Annotated in this window: 25 protein-coding genes; 12 read left to right on the forward strand and 13 right to left on the reverse strand. The window is 71.7% G+C overall.

Going from position 1 to position 21,806, the window contains the following annotated elements; all coding sequences use genetic code 11:
* Nucleotides 1–100: 100 nt before the first annotated feature.
* From FH610_RS02220 to FH610_RS02230, 3 genes are read right to left on the reverse strand one after another with little or no spacing between them, the layout of a single operon-like run.
* Complete coding sequence (locus FH610_RS02220) at nucleotides 101–1,756, reverse strand: ferritin-like domain-containing protein (RefSeq protein ID WP_139572501.1); 1,656 nt, start codon at nucleotides 1,754–1,756, stop codon at nucleotides 101–103.
* Entirely contained in the window at nucleotides 1,740–1,970 is a 231-nt protein-coding gene (locus FH610_RS02225) for a hypothetical protein (protein ID WP_139572502.1), read from the reverse strand. The genes FH610_RS02220 and FH610_RS02225 overlap by 17 nt, the downstream gene beginning before the upstream one ends.
* Nucleotides 1,967–2,746: a class I SAM-dependent methyltransferase gene (locus FH610_RS02230; protein ID WP_139572503.1), complete on the reverse strand. Its 780-nt coding sequence runs from the start codon at nucleotides 2,744–2,746 to the stop codon at nucleotides 1,967–1,969. The genes FH610_RS02225 and FH610_RS02230 overlap by 4 nt, the downstream gene beginning before the upstream one ends.
* An 18-nt stretch (nucleotides 2,747–2,764) precedes the next feature.
* Here FH610_RS02230 and FH610_RS43480 point away from each other — a divergent pair, with 18 nt between their 5' ends.
* Nucleotides 2,765–3,064 carry a hypothetical protein gene (locus tag FH610_RS43480; protein WP_205825467.1) on the forward strand — a complete coding sequence of 100 codons (300 nt, stop codon included), beginning with the start codon at nucleotides 2,765–2,767 and terminating at the stop codon, nucleotides 3,062–3,064.
* A 546-nt stretch (nucleotides 3,065–3,610) separates the two neighbouring features.
* Here FH610_RS43480 and FH610_RS02245 read toward each other — a convergent pair.
* The 3 genes from FH610_RS02245 to FH610_RS43490 all read right to left on the reverse strand — a co-directional run bounded on the left by FH610_RS02245 (nucleotide 3,611) and on the right by FH610_RS43490 (nucleotide 6,818).
* Nucleotides 3,611–4,387, reverse strand: a complete 777-nt coding sequence (locus FH610_RS02245) for an SDR family NAD(P)-dependent oxidoreductase (RefSeq protein WP_139572504.1) — start codon at nucleotides 4,385–4,387, stop codon at nucleotides 3,611–3,613.
* Nucleotides 4,388–4,506: 119 nt separating this feature from the next.
* The gene (locus tag FH610_RS43485; protein ID WP_205825468.1) at nucleotides 4,507–5,541 is read right to left on the reverse strand and encodes a helix-turn-helix transcriptional regulator; all 1,035 of its coding nucleotides are present in this window, start codon (nucleotides 5,539–5,541) and stop codon (nucleotides 4,507–4,509) included.
* 23 nt (nucleotides 5,542–5,564) lie between these two features.
* Nucleotides 5,565–6,818, reverse strand: a complete 1,254-nt coding sequence (locus FH610_RS43490; RefSeq protein ID WP_205825469.1) for an ATP-binding protein — start codon at nucleotides 6,816–6,818, stop codon at nucleotides 5,565–5,567.
* Nucleotides 6,819–6,898: 80 nt separating this feature from the next.
* On the opposite strand from FH610_RS43490, the gene FH610_RS42665 reads away from it, so the two are divergent.
* Entirely contained in the window at nucleotides 6,899–7,036 is a 138-nt protein-coding gene (locus FH610_RS42665) for a hypothetical protein (protein WP_161627891.1), read from the forward strand.
* 246 nt (nucleotides 7,037–7,282) lie between these two features.
* Here FH610_RS42665 and FH610_RS43190 read toward each other — a convergent pair whose 3' ends face one another.
* Nucleotides 7,283–7,525 (reverse strand): hypothetical protein, encoded by a 243-nt coding sequence (locus FH610_RS43190; protein ID WP_167538655.1) that lies wholly within the window; start codon nucleotides 7,523–7,525, stop codon nucleotides 7,283–7,285.
* Nucleotides 7,526–7,587: 62 nt separating this feature from the next.
* On the opposite strand from FH610_RS43190, the gene FH610_RS43495 reads away from it, so the two are divergent.
* The gene (locus tag FH610_RS43495) at nucleotides 7,588–7,776 is read left to right on the forward strand and encodes a hypothetical protein (RefSeq protein ID WP_205825470.1); all 189 of its coding nucleotides are present in this window, start codon (nucleotides 7,588–7,590) and stop codon (nucleotides 7,774–7,776) included.
* A gap of 27 nt (nucleotides 7,777–7,803) precedes the next feature.
* On the opposite strand, the gene FH610_RS02260 is transcribed toward FH610_RS43495, so the two are convergent.
* On the reverse strand, nucleotides 7,804–9,000 hold the full coding sequence (locus FH610_RS02260; RefSeq protein ID WP_139572768.1) for a cytochrome P450 family protein: 1,197 nt from the start codon (nucleotides 8,998–9,000) through the stop codon (nucleotides 7,804–7,806).
* Nucleotides 9,001–9,104: 104 nt separating this feature from the next.
* Between FH610_RS02260 and FH610_RS02265 the strand changes: the two genes are divergently transcribed.
* Nucleotides 9,105–10,244: a TetR/AcrR family transcriptional regulator gene (locus FH610_RS02265; RefSeq protein ID WP_139572505.1), complete on the forward strand. Its 1,140-nt coding sequence runs from the start codon at nucleotides 9,105–9,107 to the stop codon at nucleotides 10,242–10,244.
* A gap of 85 nt (nucleotides 10,245–10,329) precedes the next feature.
* Here FH610_RS02265 and FH610_RS44170 read toward each other — a convergent pair whose 3' ends face one another.
* Nucleotides 10,330–10,527 carry a hypothetical protein gene (locus FH610_RS44170; protein WP_167538660.1) on the reverse strand — a complete coding sequence of 66 codons (198 nt, stop codon included), beginning with the start codon at nucleotides 10,525–10,527 and terminating at the stop codon, nucleotides 10,330–10,332.
* On the opposite strand from FH610_RS44170, the gene FH610_RS02270 reads away from it, so the two are divergent.
* Nucleotides 10,519–11,514, forward strand: coding sequence for a radical SAM protein (locus FH610_RS02270; RefSeq protein WP_240808701.1), 996 nt, complete (start codon nucleotides 10,519–10,521; stop codon nucleotides 11,512–11,514). The genes FH610_RS44170 and FH610_RS02270 overlap by 9 nt on opposite strands.
* Before the next feature lie 81 nt (nucleotides 11,515–11,595).
* On the opposite strand, the gene FH610_RS02275 is transcribed toward FH610_RS02270, so the two are convergent.
* Entirely contained in the window at nucleotides 11,596–12,549 is a 954-nt protein-coding gene (locus tag FH610_RS02275) for a helix-turn-helix transcriptional regulator (protein ID WP_139572507.1), read from the reverse strand.
* 62 nt (nucleotides 12,550–12,611) lie between these two features.
* On the opposite strand from FH610_RS02275, the gene FH610_RS02280 reads away from it, so the two are divergent.
* Nucleotides 12,612–13,760 carry an epoxide hydrolase family protein gene (locus FH610_RS02280; protein WP_139572508.1) on the forward strand — a complete coding sequence of 383 codons (1,149 nt, stop codon included), beginning with the start codon at nucleotides 12,612–12,614 and terminating at the stop codon, nucleotides 13,758–13,760.
* 87 nt (nucleotides 13,761–13,847) lie between these two features.
* Here the strand turns inward: FH610_RS02280 and FH610_RS02285 are convergent, their stop codons facing one another.
* Nucleotides 13,848–14,732 (reverse strand): sigma-70 family RNA polymerase sigma factor, encoded by an 885-nt coding sequence (locus FH610_RS02285; RefSeq protein ID WP_139572509.1) that lies wholly within the window; start codon nucleotides 14,730–14,732, stop codon nucleotides 13,848–13,850.
* Nucleotides 14,733–14,815: 83 nt separating this feature from the next.
* On the opposite strand from FH610_RS02285, the gene FH610_RS02290 reads away from it, so the two are divergent.
* The gene (locus FH610_RS02290) at nucleotides 14,816–15,265 is read left to right on the forward strand and encodes a carboxymuconolactone decarboxylase family protein (RefSeq protein ID WP_139572510.1); all 450 of its coding nucleotides are present in this window, start codon (nucleotides 14,816–14,818) and stop codon (nucleotides 15,263–15,265) included.
* Between the two features lie 83 nt (nucleotides 15,266–15,348).
* Here the strand turns inward: FH610_RS02290 and FH610_RS02295 are convergent, their stop codons facing one another.
* Nucleotides 15,349–15,912, reverse strand: coding sequence for a TetR/AcrR family transcriptional regulator (locus FH610_RS02295; protein WP_139572511.1), 564 nt, complete (start codon nucleotides 15,910–15,912; stop codon nucleotides 15,349–15,351).
* A 75-nt stretch (nucleotides 15,913–15,987) separates the two neighbouring features.
* Here FH610_RS02295 and FH610_RS02300 point away from each other — a divergent pair, with 75 nt between their 5' ends.
* The 4 genes from FH610_RS02300 (at nucleotide 15,988) to FH610_RS02315 (ending at nucleotide 19,541) form a co-directional block, all read left to right on the forward strand.
* Nucleotides 15,988–17,265 (forward strand): FAD-dependent monooxygenase, encoded by a 1,278-nt coding sequence (locus FH610_RS02300; protein WP_205825471.1) that lies wholly within the window; start codon nucleotides 15,988–15,990, stop codon nucleotides 17,263–17,265.
* 198 nt (nucleotides 17,266–17,463) lie between these two features.
* Nucleotides 17,464–18,225 carry a phytanoyl-CoA dioxygenase family protein gene (locus FH610_RS02305; RefSeq protein WP_139572512.1) on the forward strand — a complete coding sequence of 254 codons (762 nt, stop codon included), beginning with the start codon at nucleotides 17,464–17,466 and terminating at the stop codon, nucleotides 18,223–18,225.
* 73 nt (nucleotides 18,226–18,298) lie between these two features.
* On the forward strand, nucleotides 18,299–19,021 hold the full coding sequence (locus tag FH610_RS02310) for an SDR family NAD(P)-dependent oxidoreductase (protein ID WP_139572513.1): 723 nt from the start codon (nucleotides 18,299–18,301) through the stop codon (nucleotides 19,019–19,021).
* A complete protein-coding gene (locus tag FH610_RS02315) occupies nucleotides 19,011–19,541 on the forward strand; it encodes a MarR family winged helix-turn-helix transcriptional regulator (protein WP_139572514.1) in 531 nt (176 codons plus the stop codon). The genes FH610_RS02310 and FH610_RS02315 overlap by 11 nt, the downstream gene beginning before the upstream one ends.
* A gap of 44 nt (nucleotides 19,542–19,585) precedes the next feature.
* Here the strand turns inward: FH610_RS02315 and FH610_RS02320 are convergent, their stop codons facing one another.
* Nucleotides 19,586–20,806 carry an MFS transporter gene (locus FH610_RS02320; protein ID WP_205825472.1) on the reverse strand — a complete coding sequence of 407 codons (1,221 nt, stop codon included), beginning with the start codon at nucleotides 20,804–20,806 and terminating at the stop codon, nucleotides 19,586–19,588.
* A 101-nt stretch (nucleotides 20,807–20,907) separates the two neighbouring features.
* Here FH610_RS02320 and FH610_RS02325 point away from each other — a divergent pair, with 101 nt between their 5' ends.
* On the forward strand, nucleotides 20,908–21,747 hold the full coding sequence (locus FH610_RS02325) for a helix-turn-helix transcriptional regulator (protein ID WP_205825473.1): 840 nt from the start codon (nucleotides 20,908–20,910) through the stop codon (nucleotides 21,745–21,747).
* Nucleotides 21,748–21,806: the final 59 nt, after the last annotated feature.

The following is a 21,806-nucleotide window of genomic DNA, read 5'->3' on the forward strand; positions in this document are numbered from 1 at the left end:
TGCAGGCGCTAAATGACGCGGTTCCAGCTGGCCGACTCGGCGAAGGCGCCGTGGACGAGAAGGATGACGGGTTGCTTCACGGGATTGCCTTTCTGGTTGTTCATTCGTGGAAGCCGATCTCGCGGTGGGTGCCGTCGCATAGCGGTTTGTTGCCGGAGTGGCCGCAACGGCACAGCGTCATCCGGTTCCTGGTCTCCAGGGGCCGGCCGTCCGACCGGGTGACGGGTATGCCGCCGGTCACCCACAGCGCGCTGGCCAGGCCGTCCTCCTCCTGCAGCACCGAGATGGCGCGCGGGAGGTCGGCTTCGATCGTCTCTCCGCCGCGTTCGAGGGCGTAACTGTAGGAGCCGGAGGGGCAGTGGTCGATGCGGCCCATGATGTCCGAGCGCACGTCGCTGTCGGCGGTGTCGTCGAGCATCTTGGCGATGGGCCTGGCGCGGCCGATGCAGAAGGCGGCGTGGATGCACAGCTCGCCCACCCGCTGCGCGGAGATGCCGACGCCGTCGTGCACGTGCTGCAGCTCCCGGTAGGACTGCATCGGCGCGGCCTCGGTGCCGTCGAAGCCGATCACGGCGTGGGTGCCGTCGCAGAACGGCTTGGCGCCCGAATGGCCGCAGCGGCACAGCGCGTAGGTCTCCTCGGTCTCCAGCGGCTCGCCGGTCTTCCAGGTGAGCGCGTTCTTCTGCTCGGCGGAGACAATCTTCCGCTTGCGCCGCAGGGGGATGCGGCCGTACACGACGTATGGCCCGTTGCGGAGCACGACGATCCGCTGGTGGTCGCCCGCGCTCCAGCGGCGCAGCTCGGGCGGGACGTACTCGAAGGTGGGGCCGCCCAGCCGCATCAGCTCCTGCGCCTGGGCCTTGAGTGCGTACATCTCCCCGGTAGCGACGGCGAGCATCCTCGGGCTGCCGTTGAAGGCGACCTCCAGTAGGTGCAGGATCGCGCAGTAGGTGTGGTTGAACTCCTCCTGCGCGGCGCGGTCCGCAGGGTTGGGTGTCGGGAGGAACACCCCGGTGAGATCCACCGAGAGCTTCTCGCCGGTGGGCCCGGACTCAGGGGTGTCCCCGCGGCGGTAGCGGCGGCCGAGCTTCAGCTCCATGAAGCGGTAGTAGTGGGCGACCTCGTCCTGGTCACCGTCCCAGACCTCGCTGCGGGCGGTGCCCTCCCCCTGCTCGACGATCTCCTCAAGCGCGTCCAGCGCGGAGGCGAGGTTGGTGACGGCGACCAGCCTGCCGCCGGTATGGCGGAAGTGGCCGCCGCTCACCTGACGGGCCGGGTCGCCGGAGAAGACCTCCTTCTCGCCGAGCGTGTCGCACAAGTAGCGCAACCCCTGCTCAATCGCGGCGTAGAATTGCCCGATGGTCTCGTAGTCGTCGTCCTCCGGCGGGGCGCCGGCCGGTGCGGGCTGTTCCAGACGCAGAAACATCTCCAGCGCTTCCGGGCCGAACGGCATCAGCGACAGCTCGAGGTCGCCGTGGGGCAGCTTGCGGGGGTGAGGCGGCAGCATCTCGGGCGTGTCGAGCCGCGGGGCGCCGCCGACGGCGTTGAGCAGGTTCGCCGCCAGCGCCAGGTGCAGCATCTCCTCCACGAAGACGCTGCTCACCACCTCGACGGCCGCCGGGTTGCGCTCCGGGTCGAGGGAGTACAGCGCGGTCAGGTACGGCGGCAGCGTCGCGTGCTCCAGCTCGATCGCCCACTGCAGGTGCTCGCGGAGGCTGGCGAGCGTGTCGATCCGCGGCTCAGGCAACGTCGCCACCCGGCCGCGAGCCGTCCTCCAACACCTCGACCGAGTCGCGCAGCACCCGCAGAGCGATCTTCTCGCGCTCGACGTCCGTCGGGTCGTACAGCCACTCGGTGACCGGCCGCCCCATCTCCTCCTCCGGGTGGCTGGCCTCGGCGGTGATCAGCTCCTCCTCGATCTCGACGTGGAGCTCGTACAGGAACTCGTTCTCACCGTTCGGCGTGCTCATGTCTCCTCCATGGGTTGTACGGCCGGCCTGCTGACCGCGTGGATCAGATGGACGGCGATCTGGCCGGTGGCGAACAGGCGGGTGAAGCGCTCGCCCTGGCGGGCAGCGAGCGCGTAGGCGGGATCAGCCCGGTGGCGGCGGGCGACTACCGCGGCGACCTGGTCGGCGCGCCGCGACCACGACAGAGGCGCCCGGCCGGGCTGGTCGAGTTGCTCGAGAACCTCGAACCCGGCGCCTTCGAGCAGCGCGTCGAGCTCCCGGCAGGTGGGAAAGTGGTTGCCGTCGGGGACCTGGAGAACCTGCGGGCCCCTGGCCACGACCACCGAGAGCCCGAGCGAGGCGCCGGGCTTGAGCACCCGGTGGATCTCCCTGAGCACCGCGGCCTTGTCCCGCACGGTGCACAACACGCCCAGGCACCAGGCGGCGTCGGCGGTTGCCGGACGGAGCGGGATCTTTCGCCCATCGGCCGCGATGACCGGCAGTCCGAACAGTCGGGCGGCCGCGCGGCCGGCGGTAGGCATCGGCTCGATCAGGATTGGCCGGACCCCGAACCGCTCGGCCGCCCAGGCCGCAGGCCCGCCGACTCCCGCGCCCACATCGATCAGCCGCATCCCGGGTGCCAGCTCGCACGCCTCGGCCAGCCACGCCAGCGCCGCGGGGCTCGCGGTGCCACGGCAGGCAGCCGGTACGGCATGCCGCTCCCCGAGCAGCTCGACGGCGTCGGCGGTCCAGCCCGCGACATCGTCGAACTCGGCGACCATCGCCAACGCGGTCACAACAACTTCCCCCGTTCAGTGCTGTGGCAGGATCGCCAGCTAAGACAGGACAGCCCCGGCACTTGTGACAAGAGCTGGCTACTCGACGAGCTTTCCTACGGTCGAGACCTCGCGCATGAGCGCCGCGATCTCGGCGGGATCGGCGGGATGCTGCCCCGCGGTCTCGCGGCGCTCGATCGCGGTTTCGATGGTCGCGCGCGCGGCGAGCGCCTCGGCGGAGCGGCGCTGCGCGTCGAGACCCGCGGAATACTCCGCCGCCGCCTGGCCGACGATGCGTCCGAAGACGAGGAGGCCGCCGTCGGGGTGCCGCGACCTTGATCTCTGTGTAGGCGGCTAGCGCGACCCGGTCGCGCGTGGACGACTTCATCCGCTCCGGGTCGTACCGGGACATGAATCGCTCGCCGAGCCGGTTGCGCAGGATCCCGCCCTCGCCCCGTGCCGCCTGCCGGCTGACGCGTCCGCGACCCCGAGCTGGTGCAGTTCCATCCATCTGGTCTCATCGCGCCAGAGAACGCGGCGGGCACGCTCGCCTCCGACCATCGGGACCGGAGGGGCCGGGCTGCGGGAGGCCATCGAACTCGCCGAGCGCGGGGTGGATGTCCTCGCGGTCAGCAAACGGCCGAAGGTTCCTCCTCCGACAACCGGGCGCGGGCGTACAACCTGACCAGGTCGTGGAAGACGTAACGGCCGGCGTACGGCGAGGTCAGCAGGCCCAGCTCGGCCTGCTCCTCCAGCGCGTCCCCGCTCGCACGCTCACGCCCGAGGCGTACGAAAGCTCCTCGATCGTCAACCCCGATTCCTGCCGCAACCTTCGCAGGAGCGGGCCGAACGAGCTGACCGTCCGTCCTCCTCGATCGAACGCGGCTACCAGGTCTGGTCGCCGGCGCGGATCAGCAACTCGTTGATGGCGATCCGCCGGTCTCGCGTGACGATGTAGCCGATGGCGTCCGCAACGTCCTCCGCAAGCAGCGCCTCGATTCCGTCGATCCGCCGGCGGGCCGCGTCCCGGACGGTGTCGCTCAGATGGTTCACCAGCTCGGTGTCCACGGTGCCGGGCTCCACCACACTGACCCGGACGCGTTCGCTGAGCAGTTCCTGGCGGAGCGATTCGGTGAACGCGTTCAGGCCGGACTTGGTCAGGCCGTAGACGCTGCTCCCCGGCCGGGCGACTCGCCCGGCCGTCGAGCTGACGTTCACCAGGTCTGCCACCTGCCGGGGGGATGTCGACGCCGCGTAGATCAGGTGGGGGATGGCGGCGTGCGTGACGTGCAACAGCGCCGCCACGTTGAGCGAGATCATCCGATCCCATTCTTGGACGGTGGTGTGCAGCGCCGAGTTGAGCAGCATGATCCCGGCGTTGTTGACCAGGATGTCCAGCCGTCCGAACCGGTCCAGCGTGTCCTGCACCACGTCCTCGGCACGCTCGGGTTCGGTGATGTCGGCTTCCAACCCGACGGCCTCACCGCCGAGCATCGCGATGTCGCCCGCGACCCGGTCCAGGCGGTCGCGGCGGCGGGCTACGAGAGCGACCGCCGCGCCCTCACGGGCGAGGCGGCATGCGGTCGCGGCACCGATTCCGCTGCTCGCGCCGGTGACGAGCGCGACGGCGCCGTCGAGCGGCTGATCATGAACTATCCCCACGACCGCGCCTCCCGCGTTCAGCCGAACTACCTACGCGACGAGACTCGCGCAGCCGGCCCAGGGCCGAACCAGGGTGTCTCACTGGTCAACCGGAGCCAGGGATCGCCCCGGGGTCGGGACTACGCCGCGCCGCCTGACAGGACGTCGCCGAGCTGCTTTCTGGAGCTGATCCCGAGCTTGGTGAAGATCTTGCGGAGGTGCCACTCGACCGTACGCGGGCTCAGGAAGAGCCGGGCCGCGACTTCGGGGTTGGACAGGCCATCTCGTACGAGCAGGGCGATTTGCGTCTCCTGCGCGGTCAGCTCGCCGCTGATCGAGGTGCTCTGGCGCTCTCGGACACTGTCGCCTGTGGCGAGAAGCTCGCGGCGGGCCCGTTCGGCGAACGCCTCCATCCCGATCGACACGAACAACTCGTACGCGGTCCGCAGGTGAACCCGCGCCTCGGCCCGCTGCCGTTCCCTGCGCAGCCACTCGCCGTACAGCAGGTGGGCGCGTGCCAGCTCGGGGCGCAGGAGTGTACGGCCCAGCCGTTCGATCGCCTCGCGGTAAAGCCCGTCCGCGGCGGTGGCGTCGGTCAGCAGCGCGCGGCAACGAGCCAGAATTCCCTGTGCCCAGTCCGTGTCGCACGGCTCTGTCGCGTCCACCAGGCCTTCCAGCGCCCCGCGAGCAGCCGTGTCGTCCCCGGCGCGCGCCGCCGCCTCGACGAGTTCGGGCAGCGCCCAGTTGGAGACGACCAGGTTGGCGCTCTCGCTGCCGGCATGGGCCGCCGGGAGCGCGAGCCCGTAGCGGGCGAGGCCGTTGTAGAGGATCGCGGCCGCCCAGTGGGCGGAGGCGACACCGTTCAGCTGGCCGCTGGCGCCGGCCTCCTCGATCGTGGCCTCGATCAGCTCCATGGCCTCGGCCTCCTTGCCCTGCATCGCCGTAAGCAGGAGCTGGGTGTGCTGCGCCATGGGCACGCCCGTCGCGTCGGCGGCCGCTTCCGCTTCGGCCACGAGCGCGGCCGCGGCGGCGAAGTCCCCGCTCAGCACGATCGGTATCCCCAGCGCGTGGAGATAGACGGGAAGGTCGGACACGGCACCGGACCTGCGCACCTCGTCCAGTGCCCTGGCGCGGGTCTCGGGCATGACCCGGTCGTCCCAGACGAGCGGGCTCACGCCGAACGCCGCCCAGCCCCATTTCAGGAGATCCCGGACGGGACAGTCGGCGAGTGCGGCCTGCGCAACGTGGGAAGCGCGACGCTCCTGCCCTCGGTGATGAGCAGGGCGAAGCCCTCGAGCACGAGGTCGAGAAGCCGCCGGCTGCCCTCGGGCGCGGGGAGTTCCCTGATCGCCTGGGAGATGGCCATGAGACTGTCGCGGTTCGCCGCCCCGAACGACGCGGAGCCCCAGGCGATGAGGTACGTCTCCCGAGCCAGATCCAGGTCGAACGGCTCCAGCCGCCGAGCGGCTTCCAGCAGCATCAGCGGTGCCTCGTTGTCGAAGCCCGCCGCGAACGTGATGTGACCGCGTGTCAGGTGCGCTCGCACGCGCTGGAACTCGCTCTGGGCATCCCGGTCGGCGATGTCGGCGAACCGGCGCGCGACCTCGATGTCGCCCGCCCTGAGGCTGGCGTCGGCCGCCACCAGGGCACGCTCGGCACGCCGTGAGGTGTCGATGGTCAGAGCCACGGATCGCTGCAGGAACGCCGCTGCGGCCGCCAGCCCGCCGCGGGCCTGCGCCCGGCTGGCTGACCGTTCGAGCTCGGCGGCGACACTCTCGTCTGGCGCGGCCGCAGCGGACGCGAGATGCCAAGCACGGCGGTCCGGATCGGTCTCCGCGTCGGTGGCCTCCGCCAGTGCGAGATGGGCAGCTCGCCGGTCCTCCTCCTTCGCCGAGCCGTACACGGCCGACCGCACGAGCGGGTGACGGAAGATCACCGTCACGCCGAACTCCAACAGCTCGTCCGTCCCGCTCGCCGGGACCGTCGCAGGGGTGACGCCGAGCCGCTCGGCGGCCCGCCACACCAGCGAGGGGTCGCCGACCGGCTCGGCCGCGGCGACCAGCAGGAGCAGCCGGGTCTGCGCGGGCAGGCCCTCGATCCGGGCCAGGAAGCTCTGCTCGATCCGGCCCGGCAGCGTCTCGGCGTCCAGGAGGCCGAACCCGCCCGCCAGATCACGCGGCAGCTCCAGCAGGGCCAGCGGGTTTCCCCTGGTCTCGGCCACGAACCGGTCGCGGACGTGCTGATCGATCTGGACGTGCGTCACCGAGGTCAGCAAGGCGTGCGCGTCTTCCGCTGTCAGGCCTGTGACCTCGAGCTCCGGCAGTCCGAGCAGATCCTGGGACCGCTTGCGAGAGCCGAAGACGAGGGCGACAGACTCCGCGAGGAGCCGCCGGGCGACGAAGCCGAGAACCTGCGCCGAGGCCCGGTCCATCCACTGCGCGTCGTCGACCACGCAGAGCAAAGGTCACGCTGAACACCTTCCGCCCCAACGACGACGGCTATCAGTGGTGTGCGACGTTCAACGGGGCGGGGATGTTCCTGAGCAACCACACGGCCCCCGGCGAGAGCGTGTACCTGGCCGGTCACGGCGAGAACCAGACGTTGACTCTCAGCGCACGCAGACCCGGCCTCCCGGTGGACCTGTGGGCCTTCGATCCGGTCACTCAGTGACGGACGCGTCCGACGCCTGACCGCCAACGGGCAACCGAGTACTGACTCGGCCTCACCTTTCACATAAGGAGATCGCGCGCCCGGCTCCCACCGGGGCCGCGGCGACGTGCTCGGGCAGCGCCTCCCGCTTGAGCGGGGTGCGCTGGGCGTAGCTTGTCCTGCGGCACGCCGTAGACGGCAGCCCGGTTGGAACCCCCAGCCGGAGGCGAGGCTGCCGGTGCCGCGGAGCGCCGGACGTACCACGGCTCAGCAGACCGACAGCCTGCCGGACACGGGCGGCGTGCTCGCCCGAAGGCGTACGGCCGTCGGAATCCATACTGTGGAGATGCTGTCGTCATCGGCGAGTGCGAGTCGCATGGCGCCGGCGAGGGCGGGGCGACCGAGGAGCGCCTGGCCGCCTTCGCCTCCCGCGTTCACCCGGCCGCGGACGGCGAGGAGATCTTCCCCGGCGTCCGGGCCTCCTTCGCGGCCGGGCATACCGTCGGCCACACCACCTTCACCATCACCGGCGGCTCATCGCGTTCGGCGACGCGCTCCACTCCCCCGTCCAGGTGACCCACCCCGAATGGCCCTGCGGCATCGACCACGACCCCGGCGAGTCCGCCGAGCACCGCCGCCGCCTGGTCGAAGAGCTGAGCCGCCCGGACACCGTCGGCTACGGCGGTCACTTCGCCGACGTGGTCTTCGGGCGCGCCGAGCGCCGCTCCGACGGCCGGTTCACCTGGGTCCCCGTCGCCTGACCCGACGGTGAGCCCGCGGGTCGTGTTTCAAAGGGTCACCGGCAGCGCGGTCAGCCGCCACGTGCCGGGGTCGGGGGCGCGCAGCTCGTCGGGCGGAGCGGCCATGGACAGGCCGGGGAAGCGGTGCAGCAGCGCGGTGAGCGCGACCTGGGTCTGCACGCGGGCGAGGGACGCGCCGAGGCAGAAGTGCGGGCCGTGGGCGAACCCCAGGTGGCCGGCGCCGGGCGTCCGGGTGACGTCCAGGCGGTCGGGGTCGGCGAACACCCGCGGATCGCGGTTGGCCGCGGCGACCAGGGCGGTGACCTTGGCGCCCTTGGGCACGGTCGCGCCGTACAGGTCGACGTCCTGGCGGGCGTGACGCGGGATCGCCAGCAGTGAGGGGCCGCACCAGCGGATGAGCTCCTCGACGGCCCCCGGCATCAGCGCGGGGTCGGAGCGTACGGCGGCGAGCTGGGCGGGGTGGGACAGCAGGGCGGCCACGGCGTTGGCGATGAGGTTGGTCGGCGTCTGCCCGGCGAGGACCAGGTGCCAGACAAGGGTGACGATCTCGGCGTCGCTCAGCCGGTCCCCGTCCTCGGCCTGAACGCGCACCAACTCGCCCAGCAGACCCCCGGGCGCGCCGGAATGATCGGCACGGGCGGCGGCGACGGCGTCCCTGGCACCCGCCATGATGCCCGGAATGGCCCGCGCGAAGTCCTGGCCCGCCCCGGCGGCGACGGTGGCGCCCCATTCGCGCCAGCGCGGGCGGTCCTGCTCGGGAACGCCGACCAGCGCGCAGATGACGTCCATCGGCAGCGGCCGGGCGAAGTGCCGCAGCAGGTCGACCCGCCCGCCGTCCGCCTGGGTGAACAGGTCGTCGAGCAGGGCGCCGACGATGGCCTCGATCCGGGGCCGGAACTCGGCGGCCCGCCGGGGGGTGAAGGCCGGAGCGACCAGTTTGCGCAGCCGCGCGTGCTCGGGGCCGCTCATCTCGCTCATGGTCCGCATGTACGGCAGGCAGTCGTCGGGGACCTGAGGGCGCATGAAGCTGTCGGCGGCGAGTTCGAAACGGGCGTCACCGAGCATCGCCCGTGCGCCGTCGTGCCTGGTGAGAGCCCATATCGGGCCGAGTCCGGGGATCAGCAGCCGGGCGAGCGGCGCGCGTTCACGCGCCTGTCCGTACGCCGTGAAGGGGTCGCGCAGGACCTCGGGGTCGGTGAGGTCCACCTCGGGCAGGGCGATCACTGGCAACTCCAGATGTTGAGTCCAGATGTTCTTATCATCTGAGTTCGTGACGGTATCTTGGGTCCGCCCGTACGGCAAGCGGGCGTATGCGGACGAGGAGAGGGATGGGACGCCTCACCAGGGCTGAGCTTCAGGCACGCAACCGGGCCAGGGTGCTGGCCGCCGCCCGCGACGAGTTCGCCGAGCGGGGGTTCCGCGACGCGAAGGTGGACGCGATCGCCGACCGGGCCGGACTCACCCGCGGCGCGGTCTACTCCAACTTCCCGGGCAAGCGGGCCCTGTACTTCTCGGTGCTGGCCGGCCTGGCCGAGCGGGAGGCCGGACCGGACGGCGCGCGGCGACCCTCCCCCGCGTCCGGCAAGACGCCCGCCAGCGACACAGCCGATGCCGAGACAGCCGATACAGGGACACCCGCCGTGGACACGGCCCGGGAGGCGCTCGCGGCGTTCGCCCGCGCCTGGGTCGCCCGGCTTCCGCTGGCCACCGACGGCCCGGCCAGGCTCGGCATGGACCTGATGCCGGAGGTGCTCGCCGACCAGCGGGTCCGCCAGCCGTTCGCGCAGCTCATGAAGCTGAACGCGATCGTGCTCGGACTCGCGCTTGAGCGACTCGACGGGCACGCCTCCACGCGGCGCCGGGTGCGGATCGCGGAGACGGCCCTGACCACCCTGCACGGCGCGAGCCAGATGGCCGACGCGGCGCCCGGATTCGCCGAGCCGTTCGACATCGTCGCGGCGTGCGCCGCACTGGCGGACCTCGATCTCGGCGACCGGTGGGACCCCCCTCACCTGCCCTTCGTGCCCCGCGCACGGCCCGCCGACCAGCCCTGGTCGCCGCCGCTCGCGGTGGACGCGGTGCGGGGCGAGCCGGTCCCGCTCACGCGTGACGGCGTGGTGGCGATCCTCGGACTGCACCGTCTGGAGGCCGTGGAGGAGGCGGTGCGGGCCATGCCGCCCGGCGGCGAGGTCACCGCGGTCCTGGTCACCGGCGATCCCGGCGAGCTGGGGCCGCTCGCCCGGCTGACCCTCGCCGGCCTGCGCGCGTGCCTGCGGCAGGTGTTGCCCGCGCCGGCCTGGCCGCGCCTGCGCGTGGTGCACGACGACGAGGGGGCGGTGGCGGCGGCGGCCGGGGTGGCCGCCGTCAGCGACGGGACCGAGGCGGCCGTCCGGGTGCGGTCGGGCCGCGTGGTCGCGCGCGCCGACGGGTACGGCGCCTGTCACGCCGCCGCCTCCGCCGAGCCCTGACCGTCGCGCCGCGCTGACCGCCACGGGCCGAGCACGGGCGGCGCGCACAGGCGTGGACACTTGGCGCGAGGGTCGAATGCGTGTTCTACTGAACCTCATGCGTCGCGACGCCACTTCCCGCGCGGAGGACCAGCCCGTTGCGCAGCCCCGCGGGCAGCAGCAGACGGTGCGGCAGCCCGGGCAACAGCAGGCGCGGCAACCCGAGCAGACGGTGCACCAGCCTGGACAGTCTGTGGAGCAGCCCGGACAGTCTGTGCAGCGACCCGGACAGACGGTGCAGCAACCCGGACAGACGGTGCAGCAGTCGCTCGTCGGTGAGGGGCCCGCCCGTCCGCGCATCGAGCGGCAGGCCGTCACACGCGTCTTCGACGGCATCACCTGCTATGAGGTGCCGGCCCGCGCGGCGCTCGAACGGGTGCCCGAGGCAGCCGAGCTGCCCTTCGTGTGGGGCGCGAGCCCCTATCGCGGCTGCGAGGCGGGCTGCGGCTACTGCACCGCCCGGCGCGGCCACCGCTACCTCGGCCTGGATCCGGGCCGCGACTTCTCCACGAAGATAGTCGTCAAGACCGACCTGGCCCGCCGCCTGCGGCGCGAGCTGGACTCCCCCCGCTGGAGCGGCGAGGCGGTCGCGCTGGGCCTCACCGGCGACTGCTACCAGCCGGCCGAGGAGATCTACCGCCTGATGCCCGGCGTCATCCGGGCGCTCGCCGACGCGGCCAACCCGTTCACCGTGCTCACCAAGAGCCCCCTCGTCCTGCGTGATCTGGACCTGTTACGCGAGGCGGCGAAGGTGACCCAGGTCGGCGCCCTGGTGTCGGTCGGCTTCGTCGACGACCGTCTGCGGCGTGCCGTCGAGCCTGGGGCCGCGACCCCGCAGCGGCGCCTGGAGATCTGCGCGACGCTGAACGAGGCCGGCATTCCCTGTGGTGTGCTGATGGCGCCGATCCTGCCGCTCATCACCGACTCCACCGATCACCTGCTGGCGACCGTACGGCGGGCGGCCGAGGCGGGCGCGGTCAGCGTGACGCCCGTCGTGCTGCGCCTGCCCGCCGGCGCCCGGGAATGGTACATGGGGTGGCTGGAGCGTGAGCATCCCGGTCTCGTGCCGCGCTACCAGGCGTTGTACGGCAGGGGCCAGGTCGCCGAGGACGGCTACCGGCAGCGGATCGCCGAGCAGGTGCGCGTCCTCGCCGAGACCTACGGCATCGGCAGGGACGCCCGGCGGTGGCGGCGGCGCCGCTCCCCCACCCGCCAGCTCGCCCTCGTCTGACCGGAGTCCGACCGGAGTCTGACCGCAGTCCGACCGGAGTCTGACCGCAGTCCGACCGGAGCCGTCGCGGCGGAAGTCCCGTCACCGCTGCGCCGCCGCACTGGCGAAGCGGTCGGACAGCTTACGAAGGTGCCGGGCGAGTTCCGGGGGCGACTCGACGTCGAAGTCGACGTCGAGCATGCCCGCCACGAGCGCGACCAGGTCGAGTGAGTCGGAGGCCAGTTCGAGCAGGCAGGTGTCGTCGTCGATGGGGGTGACGACGCCGTCGACGCGTCCGGCGATCCGCGAAGCGGGGGCGTGCACTGTCAGCCGGGAGCGGTACGGCCAGATGTCACGGCCGATCGTCCTGCGGAGGTAGGCCGCCACGTCGCCGTCGGGTGGCTCGCGGTGAGTGAAGCGGGGCCCGTTGGGTGTGCGCAGCGACATCCGGTCGGCTCTGAAGGTGCGCCAGTCGCCCCGGCCGACGTCCCAGGCGACGAGGTACCACCTGCGGCCCCAGGAGACCAGGCGATGGGGTTCGGCGGTCCGGGCCGACCGCGCCCCGTGGTGGCCGACGTAGTCGAAGCGGAGCGTCTCGGCGGCGCGGATCGCGGTGGAGACAGCGGTGAGGACGTCCGCGTCCACGGTGGGTCCGCCGCGCGGCGGGATCGTGACCATGGCGTTCTCCAGGGTTTCGACCCGGTGGCGTAGCCGCGACGGCAGGACGTGCTCGACCTTGGTCAGCGCACGCAGCGACGCTTCCTCGATCCCGCTGACACTGCTCGCCGCGCCGGTGCGCAGCCCGACGGTCACCGCCACCGCCTCGTCGTCGTCCAGCAACAGCGGGGGCAGTGAGGTGCCGGCCCCGAGCCGGTAACCACCGGCGGGGCCCATCGTGGCGTGCACCGGATATCCCAGCTCGCGCAGCCTTTCGACGTCGCGTCGCACGGTCCTGGTGGTGACGTTCAGGCGTTCGGCGAGTTCGGTGCCCGGCCAGTCGCGGTGGGTCTGCAGCAACGACAGCAGCCGGAGCAGGCGGGCCGGGGTTTCCAACATGCGTCAATGGTGACGGATGTGTAGGACCGGAGCTGTCCTACACAGACGGGAGGCTGACTGCCATGAGCACACCACAACCGTTTCGCATAGACATCCCGCAGGCCGATCTCGACGACCTGGCCGTTCGTCTGGCCCGCACCCGCTGGCCCGACGAGCTTCCCGGCGTCGGCTGGTCCTACGGCGTGAGCAAGGACTACCTGATGGAGTTGGCCGACCACTGGCGCACCGGCTACGACTGGCGCGAGCACGAGGCCCGCCTCAACAAGGTCCCGCAGTTCACCACCGAGATCGACGGCCAGACCATCCATTTCCTGCACGTACGCTCCCCCGAGCCGGACGCCACCCCGCTGATCGTCACGCACGGCTGGCCGAGCACGGCGTACGACTTCCTGGACGTCCTCGGGCCGCTGACCGACCCGCGGGCGCACGGCGGAAACCCGGCGGACGCCTTCCATGTCGTCGCGCCCTCGGTGCCGGGCTTCGCGTTCTCCGGCCCGACCCGCGAGACCGGCTGGGGGGCCGGCCGCGTCGCCCGGGCCTGGGCCGAGCTCATGCGACGCCTGGGCTATGAGCGTTTCGGCGCGCAGGGTGGCGACTTCGGCAGCATCGTCTCCCCGGAGCTCGGCCGGATCGCGCCGGAGCGCGTGATCGGCGTCCATGTCAACGCGCTGGCCACCGCCTCGACACCCGTCGGCCCCGGCGAACTGGAGGAGCTCTCCGACGACGAACGCGAACAGGCCAGGCGGAACCAGTCGTGGTGGTACCCCCACTCCGGCTACGCCACCCAGATGTCCACCCGGCCGCAGACCCTCGCGTACGCGCTCAACGACTCCCCGGTCGGCCAGCTGGCGTGGAACCTGGAGTGGTTCGTGGATTGGGACCCCACCCGCACCGAGCGAACCCCCGTCGACCGCGACACCGTTCTGACCAACGTCACGATCTTCTGGCTGACCGGGACGGCGGGATCGGCCGCCCGGCTGTACCTGGAGACCGGATCGGAGGCGTGGGGCCGGCGCCCCGAGCCCTCGCCGGTGCCGACGGGGGTGGCGAACTTCCTCGGCGACCGGGCGATCCGCGGGCTGGCGGAGCTGTCGAACACCGTCGTCCACTGGTCGCGGTTTTCCCGAGGTGGGCACTTCGCGTCCCTGCAGGCTCCGGACCTCCTGGTCGCCGACATCCGGGACTTCTTCCGGAAGCTGAGAGCCCAGTAGGGGCGCCGGCCGGACAGGCACGCCCGCTGGTAGCGCGGGAGTGCCTGGAGAACGCGGACCGGGTGCGGAGCCGGTCTCTGCGACGGCTCACACCGGCTCCGGCAGGTCCATCGCCGCGAGCCTGGCCGGGTCGATCACGACCGCGATGCGGGTGATCCGACGGTCGACGACGGTGAACGCCATGACCGACAGCGGGGTGCCGTCCTCGCGCCACGACACGAACCCGGGAAGGCCGTTGACGAGCGCCGCCCGCCCCCGCGTGGCCGCGCCGGCGGCCACACGACGTTGCGCGCCGGCGGCGACCTCGGTGGCGCCGAGGACGACGACCACGCCGTCGGGGGTGTCGACGGTCAGCTTCACCTCGGGGTCGAGCACGCGCAGCAGCCCCTCGAAGTCGCCGCGGTGTGCCGCCGCCAGGAAGGCCTGGACCACCTCGCGCTGCTCCCGTCCGGCGGCCGTAGGGTGCTCGGTCGTCTGCACCTTCCTGCGGGCGCGGCTGGCGAGCATTTTGGCGGCAGCGGCGGATTTGCCCAGGATCTGGCCGATCTCGTCGAATGGCACCGCGAACATGTCGTGCAGCACGAACGCCAGCCGCTCGCTCGGCCCGAGCGACTCGAGGACGACGAGGAGCGCGAGCCCGACCGAGTCGGCGAGCGCCACGTCGTCCTCCGGCGCGGGGCCGGCGTCGACCGTCACGACGAGCTCGGGCAGCCGGTCGTCGTAGGACGCCTCGGGGCGGGCCTGGCGCGATCGCAGGACGTCGAGGCTGATCCGGCCGACCACCGTGGTCAGCCAGCCGGCGAGGTTGTGGATGGCCGCCGTGTCCTGGCGGGAGAGCCGCAGCCAGGCTTCCTGGACCACGTCCTCGGCGTCGGCGTGCGATCCGAGCATGCGGTAGGCGACCGCGCGCAGCCGGTCGCGCTGGGCCTCGAACGTCTTGGTCACCAGGTCCGCCGGGCTGGTGTCGGACATGTTTGTTACCTTCCTCGAATCTGCTCCGTCATGGGGATGACGGGCCCGGACGGGCCGAGGTAACCGATGAAGGAGCAACACCGATGGAAGCACGCATGAAGAGCCCGGCGAATCCCGACGTGACCACGGCGGTCCAGCACCTCTACAAGGCGATTCACGCCGGTGGCGTCGACCCGCGCGTCCTCGAGCTGGTCCACCTGCGCGCCAGTCAGATCAACGGCTGTAGCCCGTGCGTCTTTGCCGGGGTCGCATCGGCGAAGAAGCACGGAGAGACCGACGAGCGGCTGCACAACGTGGTCGCCTGGCGCGAGACCCCGTTCTTCACCGAGGCGGAGCGGGCGGCGCTCGCGCTGACCGAGGCCGCCACCCGGATCCAGGACGGCGCGCCGGGCGTGACCGACGAGATCTGGGAGGCCGCCGCCGCCCACTTCGACGACAGGCAGCTGTCCGCGATCATTCTGAACGTGGCGATGACCAACTTCTTCAACCGGATCAACCGCGCGGTCCGGGAGCAGGCCGGCAAGACCTGGTGAGCCGGGCGGGGCGTCATCCGCCGGTGACCGCGCATCCGCGAAATCACGGGATGACGCCCCGCGGCCCTGGGAACGAGGCGTGATCACGCCCGTCGTCGGGTCTCGCGCTGCGGCTCGATGCCCAGGGCCGCGCAGGCGCCGTCCACGGCCACCCGGCGGAGCTCGTCCTTCGGCACGTCGGCGAATTGGATCGTGCAGTCCTGGAGGCCGCCGAAGGCGATCACGGCCCGGGTGGCCTGCTCAAGCGTGGGCTCGGGGCCGTACAGCAGCTTCACCAGCCGCCCGCGCCAGTTCAGCACGAGGTCGATCAGGCCCAGGTCGGCGAGCGTGGTCAGCTCGCTGAGCATGAGCACAATGTCTCTGCGGTGGCGGTAGTGGAAGTCGAAGTAGCCCTCCAGCAGGGCGCGGGGCTCGGCCTCGCCCAGCGCCTCCTGACCCATCAGGAACGCCTCTTCCTCGTCGATGATCGGCTGCACGATGCTGCGGACCAGTTCCTCACGTGAGGAGAAGTGGTAGTAGAGCGCCGGCTTGGTGATGCCCAGCCGGTCGGCGATCTCCTGCAGGCTGGTCCGCTGCACACCCTGCCGGGCGAAGAGCTCGCGAGCGACCTCCTGGATCCGCTGCTTGGTGTCAGAGGGACGAGGCATGCCACGAGCCTATCGACTTAACGATAGGTAAGTAACGGTCTATGCTTACCTATCGTTAAGTAAGGAGCCTTGCCGATGCGGATTCTCATCTCCGGCGCCAGCGTCGCCGGTCCGGTGCTGGCGTACTGGCTCACCAGGCAGGGTTTCTCCGTCACCGTCGTCGAGCGCGCGCCGGCTCTGCGCAAGACCGGCGGCCACGCGGTCGACCTGTTCCGGCCCGCGATGAACATCTCGGAGAAGATGGGCGTGCTCCCCCGCGTCGAGGAGCGGGCCATCGGCACGAACCGGATGACCATGTACCGGGAGGGCGCACGGCGTCCCGTCCGGGCGAACCTCTCGAAGATCTTCAGCGCCACCTCCGAGCGGCACGTCGAGATCATGCGCGACGATCTGAGTGAGATCTACTACGACGCCACGCGCGACGACGTCGAGTACGTCTTCGGCGACTCGATCACCGCGATCTCGCGAGACGGCGATGTGCGGTTCGAGAACGCCGCGCCGCGCCGCTTCGACCTCGTCGTCGGCGCGGACGGGCTGCACTCCAACGTGCGCCGCCTCGTCTTCGGCGAGGAGTCCCGCTTCAGCGCCTTCATCGGGGCCTACCTCGGGGTGCTGACCCTGCCCGGCGTCTCCGGCCTCGACGGCGAGCTGCTCATCCACACCGGCGTCGGCCGCACTGCCGGCATGTACGGCTCGCGGCGCCTCGGCGGGGCGCGGGCGTTGTTCCTGTTCCGGAGCGAGCGCGAGCTCGACTACCACCATCGCGACGTGCCCCGGCAGAAGGAGCTGTTGCGCGATGCGTTCGAGGGCATGCACGCCGACGTGGACCGCTGGCTGGACGAGCTCGACCGCACACCGGCGTTCTACTTCGACTCGATCACTCAGCTCCGCATGGACACCTGGTCGCGTGGGAGGGTGACGCTCGTCGGCGACGCGGGCTACTGCCCCGGCCCGGCCGTCGGCGGCAGCACCAGCCTGGCCGTCGTCGGCGCGTACGTCCTCGCCGGGGAGCTGGCGCGGGCGGGCGGCGATCACGAGCGCGCCTTCCCCGCCTACGAGCGCGCGATGGCGGAGCACGTGCGCGGCAGCCGCGTGGTCGCGCTGAGCGCGGCGAAGACCCTGGTTCCCGCGTCCCGCCTCGGCGTGCTGGAACTGGTCCAGGGTGCCCGCCTGGTCTCTGCCCTGCCCGCGGGGCCCAGCCGAGCTCTCGTCCGCCTCACCACCAAGAGCGCACGCTTCTACAACTCCATGACCATCGACGACTACCCGCCGTCGCCCGCCGCCCTGCCACCCGGCGAACCGGGCATGGCGCCGACGTCATTCGGAGGTCTCGATGCCGGACGGCAGGAATGACGGCCCTATCCGGCACTGGTGGACGCGCACCTCGCGCCAGACGTCGTCCACCACATAGGGCCCGACACGCAACCAGGAATCCAAGGCCGCCCGTTCGTCGCGCCGCAGTTCGTCGCGCCGCCGGCCGTCCGGACTCGGCGGGTGAGGCCCCGGTTAAATCGATCGACACCCAGTGCGGGAGATCGCTACCGTCCGGCCATGGCTGTTTTCACCGATGCCGACCTCGACCGCTTCGTCACCGAGGGCTTCCTCAAGGTGGAGGAGGCGTTCCCACGCGAGACCGGGGACCGGATCAGGGATCTGCTGTGGCGGCAGATCGGTCTGTCCCCCGACCGGCCGGAGGACTGGACGCAGCCGGTGGTGTGGGCCGCCCCCGACCCGGCGGGGCGGGGCCCGTTCGGAGAGGCGATGCGCGGCCCGCGACTGACCGAGGCGCTGGACCTCGTCGCGGGCAAGGGCGGATGGGTGCCGCGCGGCACCATCGGCAACACGCCGGTCCGCTTCCCCCACCCCTCCGACGCCGGGGACACCGGCTGGCACATCGACCAGAACAACCCCGGACCGGCCGACGCCTGGGGGACCGTCACCCTCGCGTCCCGCACGATGCTCGTGCTGGTGCTGCTGTCGGAGGTCGGGCCCGACGACGCGCCCACCCGCATCAGGGTCGGCTCCCACCTCGACACCGTCCGCGTCCTGGAGCCGTACGGCGAGGAGGGGCTGGAGTTCTTCGCCTCCGGCCCGGTGCTGGACGAGGCGACCGCGCACCGGCCCGAGACCTGCGCCACGGGACTGCCCGGCGACGTCTACCTGTGCCACCCGCACCTCGTCCACGCCGCTCAGCCCCACGGCGGCACCCGGCCTCGCTTCATGTCCCAGATCCCGCTCTTCCTGGCCGAGCCGCTCACCCCTGGCGACGCCACCCCCCTCGCGCGGGCCGTACGGCTCGGGCTCGGCGGCTGACCGGCCGCACCGCGACACGCCTTCCCCTCGGCGAGCTAAACTGAGTTTAGACCTAAACTCAGGGGGGATCGCGATGACGCGCACGATAGTGGTGAGTGGCGGCGGCACCGGCATCGGCAAGGCCGTGGCGGCGCGCTTCGCCGCCGACGGGGACCAGGTGGCGATCATCGGCCGCCGCGCCGACGTCCTGGAAAGGACGGCCAAGGAGATCGGCGGCACCGCACTGACGGCCGACCTGAGCGAGCCCGCGGAGGTCGAGCGGGTGCGCGCCGACCTGGCCGAGCGCTTCGGCACGATCGACGTGCTGGTCAACAACGCGGGCGGCAACATCGAGAGGCACGGCGGTTCCGGCGACGTCGCGGAGCGGTGGACCGGCAACTTCCGGGCCAACGTGCTGACGGCGGTGCTGCCGACCGAGGCGTTCCGCGATCTGCTGAACCCGAACGGGCGAGTCGTGTTCATCAGCTCGATCGCGGCCTTCCGCGGCTCGGGCGGCACCTCGTACGGCCCGATGAAGGCGGCCCTGCACCCGTACGCGTTCGATCTCGCCGCCGCCCTCGGACCACGCGGCATCACGGTGAACGTGGTCGCCCCGGGGTTCATCGATGACACCGAGTTCTTCCGGGGCACCATGGACGACGAACGCCGCGCGATGCTCGTCGGGCAGACGCACACCGGCCGGGCCGGGTCGCCGCAGGACATCGCCGAGACCGTGCACTGGCTCGCCTCGCCCGGCGGCGGGCACGTCACCGCCCAGATCATCCAGGTGAACGGCGGGGCCGAACGTGGCCGCTGAGCCGCCGCGCGACGGTGCCGACGCGATCCAGGACGCCTGGCGGCGCGAGCTGCCGGGCGTCCCGGTGGAGTCGATCGGGGTCGTCACCCGGATCTGGTGGGCCGCCAAGGTCTTCGGCGATGAGCGCCGCCGTCTCCTCGCGAACCTGGGCGTGGACGTCGCCACTCTGGATCTGCTGTCCACGCTGCGGCGCTCCGGCCCGCCCTACCGGATGAGCCCGGGCGAGCTGGCCGGCGCGTGCATGGTGACGCGCGGCGCGATCACCCAGCGCGTGGAGCGCGCGGTCAGGGCCGGGCTGGTCGAACGGACCACCGTCGGATCGGGCTACCACGCGCGCGCGGTCTTCCTCACCGACGCGGGCAACGCCCTGCTCGACCGCGTCGTCGCCGACCTGCTCGTGGCCGAGGACCGCCTCGTCGGCCATCTCTCACCCGAACGCCGCGATCAGCTCGCCGACCTGCTGCGCGAACTGCTCGCCGGACTCGGCGGCCCGAGCCTGACCGGGCAGGTCGGGGACTGACCGTTCACGGGTCCTTCCACCAGTGACCCATCACCGGCCAGGGCTCACGTGTGAACGCCGGGCGCAGGCGACGTCGCGGGTCTGCGGGCGATGAGCAGGTGCAGCACGGCTGCCACCACGGCGATACCGGCGCCGACGTAGCACAGCCGGGTCGCCGGGATCGCGCCGAGCAGGACCCCGCCGAGCCCAGCGCCGATCGCCTGGCCGAGGTAGATGCCCGAGGAGTTGAAGGAGATGACGACGCTCGGGAGGTGTGGGACGAGCTCGGTGAGCCGGTGGTTGTTCGGCGTCGACACCGCCCACCCGGCCGCGCCGTTGAGTGCCATGACGACGAACGCGAGCGGCAGCGAGGACGAGACGGCGAACGCCGCGAGGGTCACGATGAGCAGGCCGACCGCGACCGTCAGCGTGCGGTCGGCGCCCCAGCGGTCGGTGAGCCGCCCGCTGCCGAACGCGCCGACGGCGCCGCCGAGACCCCAGACGAGCAGCAGCAGCGTCAGGGTCGTCCCATGGGCGTGCACGGTGTCGTCGAGGACGTCGGCGATGTAGGTGTAGACCATGATGGCGGCCGCGCTCTCCAGGAGCATGAACCCGACGATCGCCACCACCCGGGCATGGGCCAGCACCGCGAACCGGGCGCGGAGCGGCACGGCGGGCGGCAGCGGCAGCGCAGGCAGGACGGTGAGCAGGCCGACCAGCGCGACCGCGCCCACGCACGCGACGAAGATCAGGCTCGCCTGCCAGGACAGGCTCTGGCCGATCCAGGTTCCGACGGGCACGCCGAGAACGGTGCCGACGGTCAACCCGCCGAGGATGGCCGCGAGCGCCCGGCCGCGATGAGCCGGACCGGCGAGCGTGGCGGCCGCCGCGCTCGCGTTCGGCGTGTACAGGGCGGCGCCGAGGCCGGCCACGACCCGCGCGACCAGCAGGAGCGCCAGCGTCGGCGCGGCGGCCGAGGCGAGGTTGGCCGCGACGAACACGGCCAGGGCGAACGCCATCAGCGGCTTGCGGGGAAGTCTGCCGGTGAACGCGGCGAGGAACGGCGCGGTCACGCCGTAGGTGAGGGAGAAGACGGTGATGGCCTGGCCGGTGGCGCTGACCGTCTGGCCGAGTCCCCCGGAGATCTGCGGCAGGATGCCGGCCAGGACGAAGGAGTCGGTGCCCATGGCGAAGGATCCGACCGCGAGGATCGTGACCTGCCTGACCCAGGCACTGTTCGCGGTGCTCGTCCGGCCGGTTGGTGTCGCCGTTTGCTGTGTGCTCACCCAGCCATCATTGGTCGGGCGATTATCCTGGTACAGATTGTGTTTATGCTGGTATAAATCCCACCCGGCTGAACAAGCCCGATTGCGGTTTCATGGTCGGCATGATGAGGCGTAAGGAGTTGGCGGGCTTCCTCCGCTCGCGCCGGGAGTCCCTCGGCCCCGAGGCGGCCGGGTTGCCCGGCGGCTCCCGCAGGCGCACACCCGGCCTGCGGCGCGAGGAGGTCGCGCAGCTGTCCGGGGTGAGCGTCACCTGGTACACGTGGCTGGAACAGGGCCGGGACATCACCGTATCCAGACAGGTGCTCGAGAGCCTGTCACGCGCGCTGCAGCTCACACCGGCCGAGCGCGGTCACCTCTTCGCACTCGCCGGCGCGCCCCTGCCGGCCGAACCGGCGCGCCGGATGCCGGTCAGCCCGACGCTGCGGACCCTGCTGGAGACACTCGAACCCAACCCGGCCCACGTGATCAGCCCGTGCTGGGACCTGCTGGCGTACAACCGCGCGTACGCCGACCTGGTCGGCGGGCTGGACGACCTGCCGGAGGAGGAGCGGAACAGCGTCTGGCTGCTGTTCACCCGCCCCGGCATGCGCACGCTGCTGGTGGACTGGCAGTGCGAGGCGCGCGACATCCTCGGGCAGTTCCGGGCTGCGGCCGACAAGAACCCCGACGACCCGCGGACCACCGCGCTAGTCGACGCGCTGCTGGCGGCCAGTCCCACGTTCGTCTCGATGTGGTCGGCCCATCCCATCCGGGCGTTCGCCTCGGCGACCAAGCACTTCGACCATCCGCGGGCAGGGCGGTTCAGCCTCAACTACACGAAGCTGACCGTCACCGAGGACGTCACCCAGCACCTCGTCGTCTTCCTGCCCGTGGCCGAGGGCGACGCGACGGCGCTGCAACGCCTCGCGGAACTGGACCGCCCCGTGCCGAGCCGTGCCTGACCCCCAGCCACCCCAGAGACCTCGGCCACCTCGGCCACCTCGCCGTCAGCGCGCCGTGC

It is taken from the genome of Microbispora catharanthi (assembly GCF_006334915.2).
GTDB classification, from domain to species: domain Bacteria; phylum Actinomycetota; class Actinomycetes; order Streptosporangiales; family Streptosporangiaceae; genus Microbispora; species Microbispora catharanthi.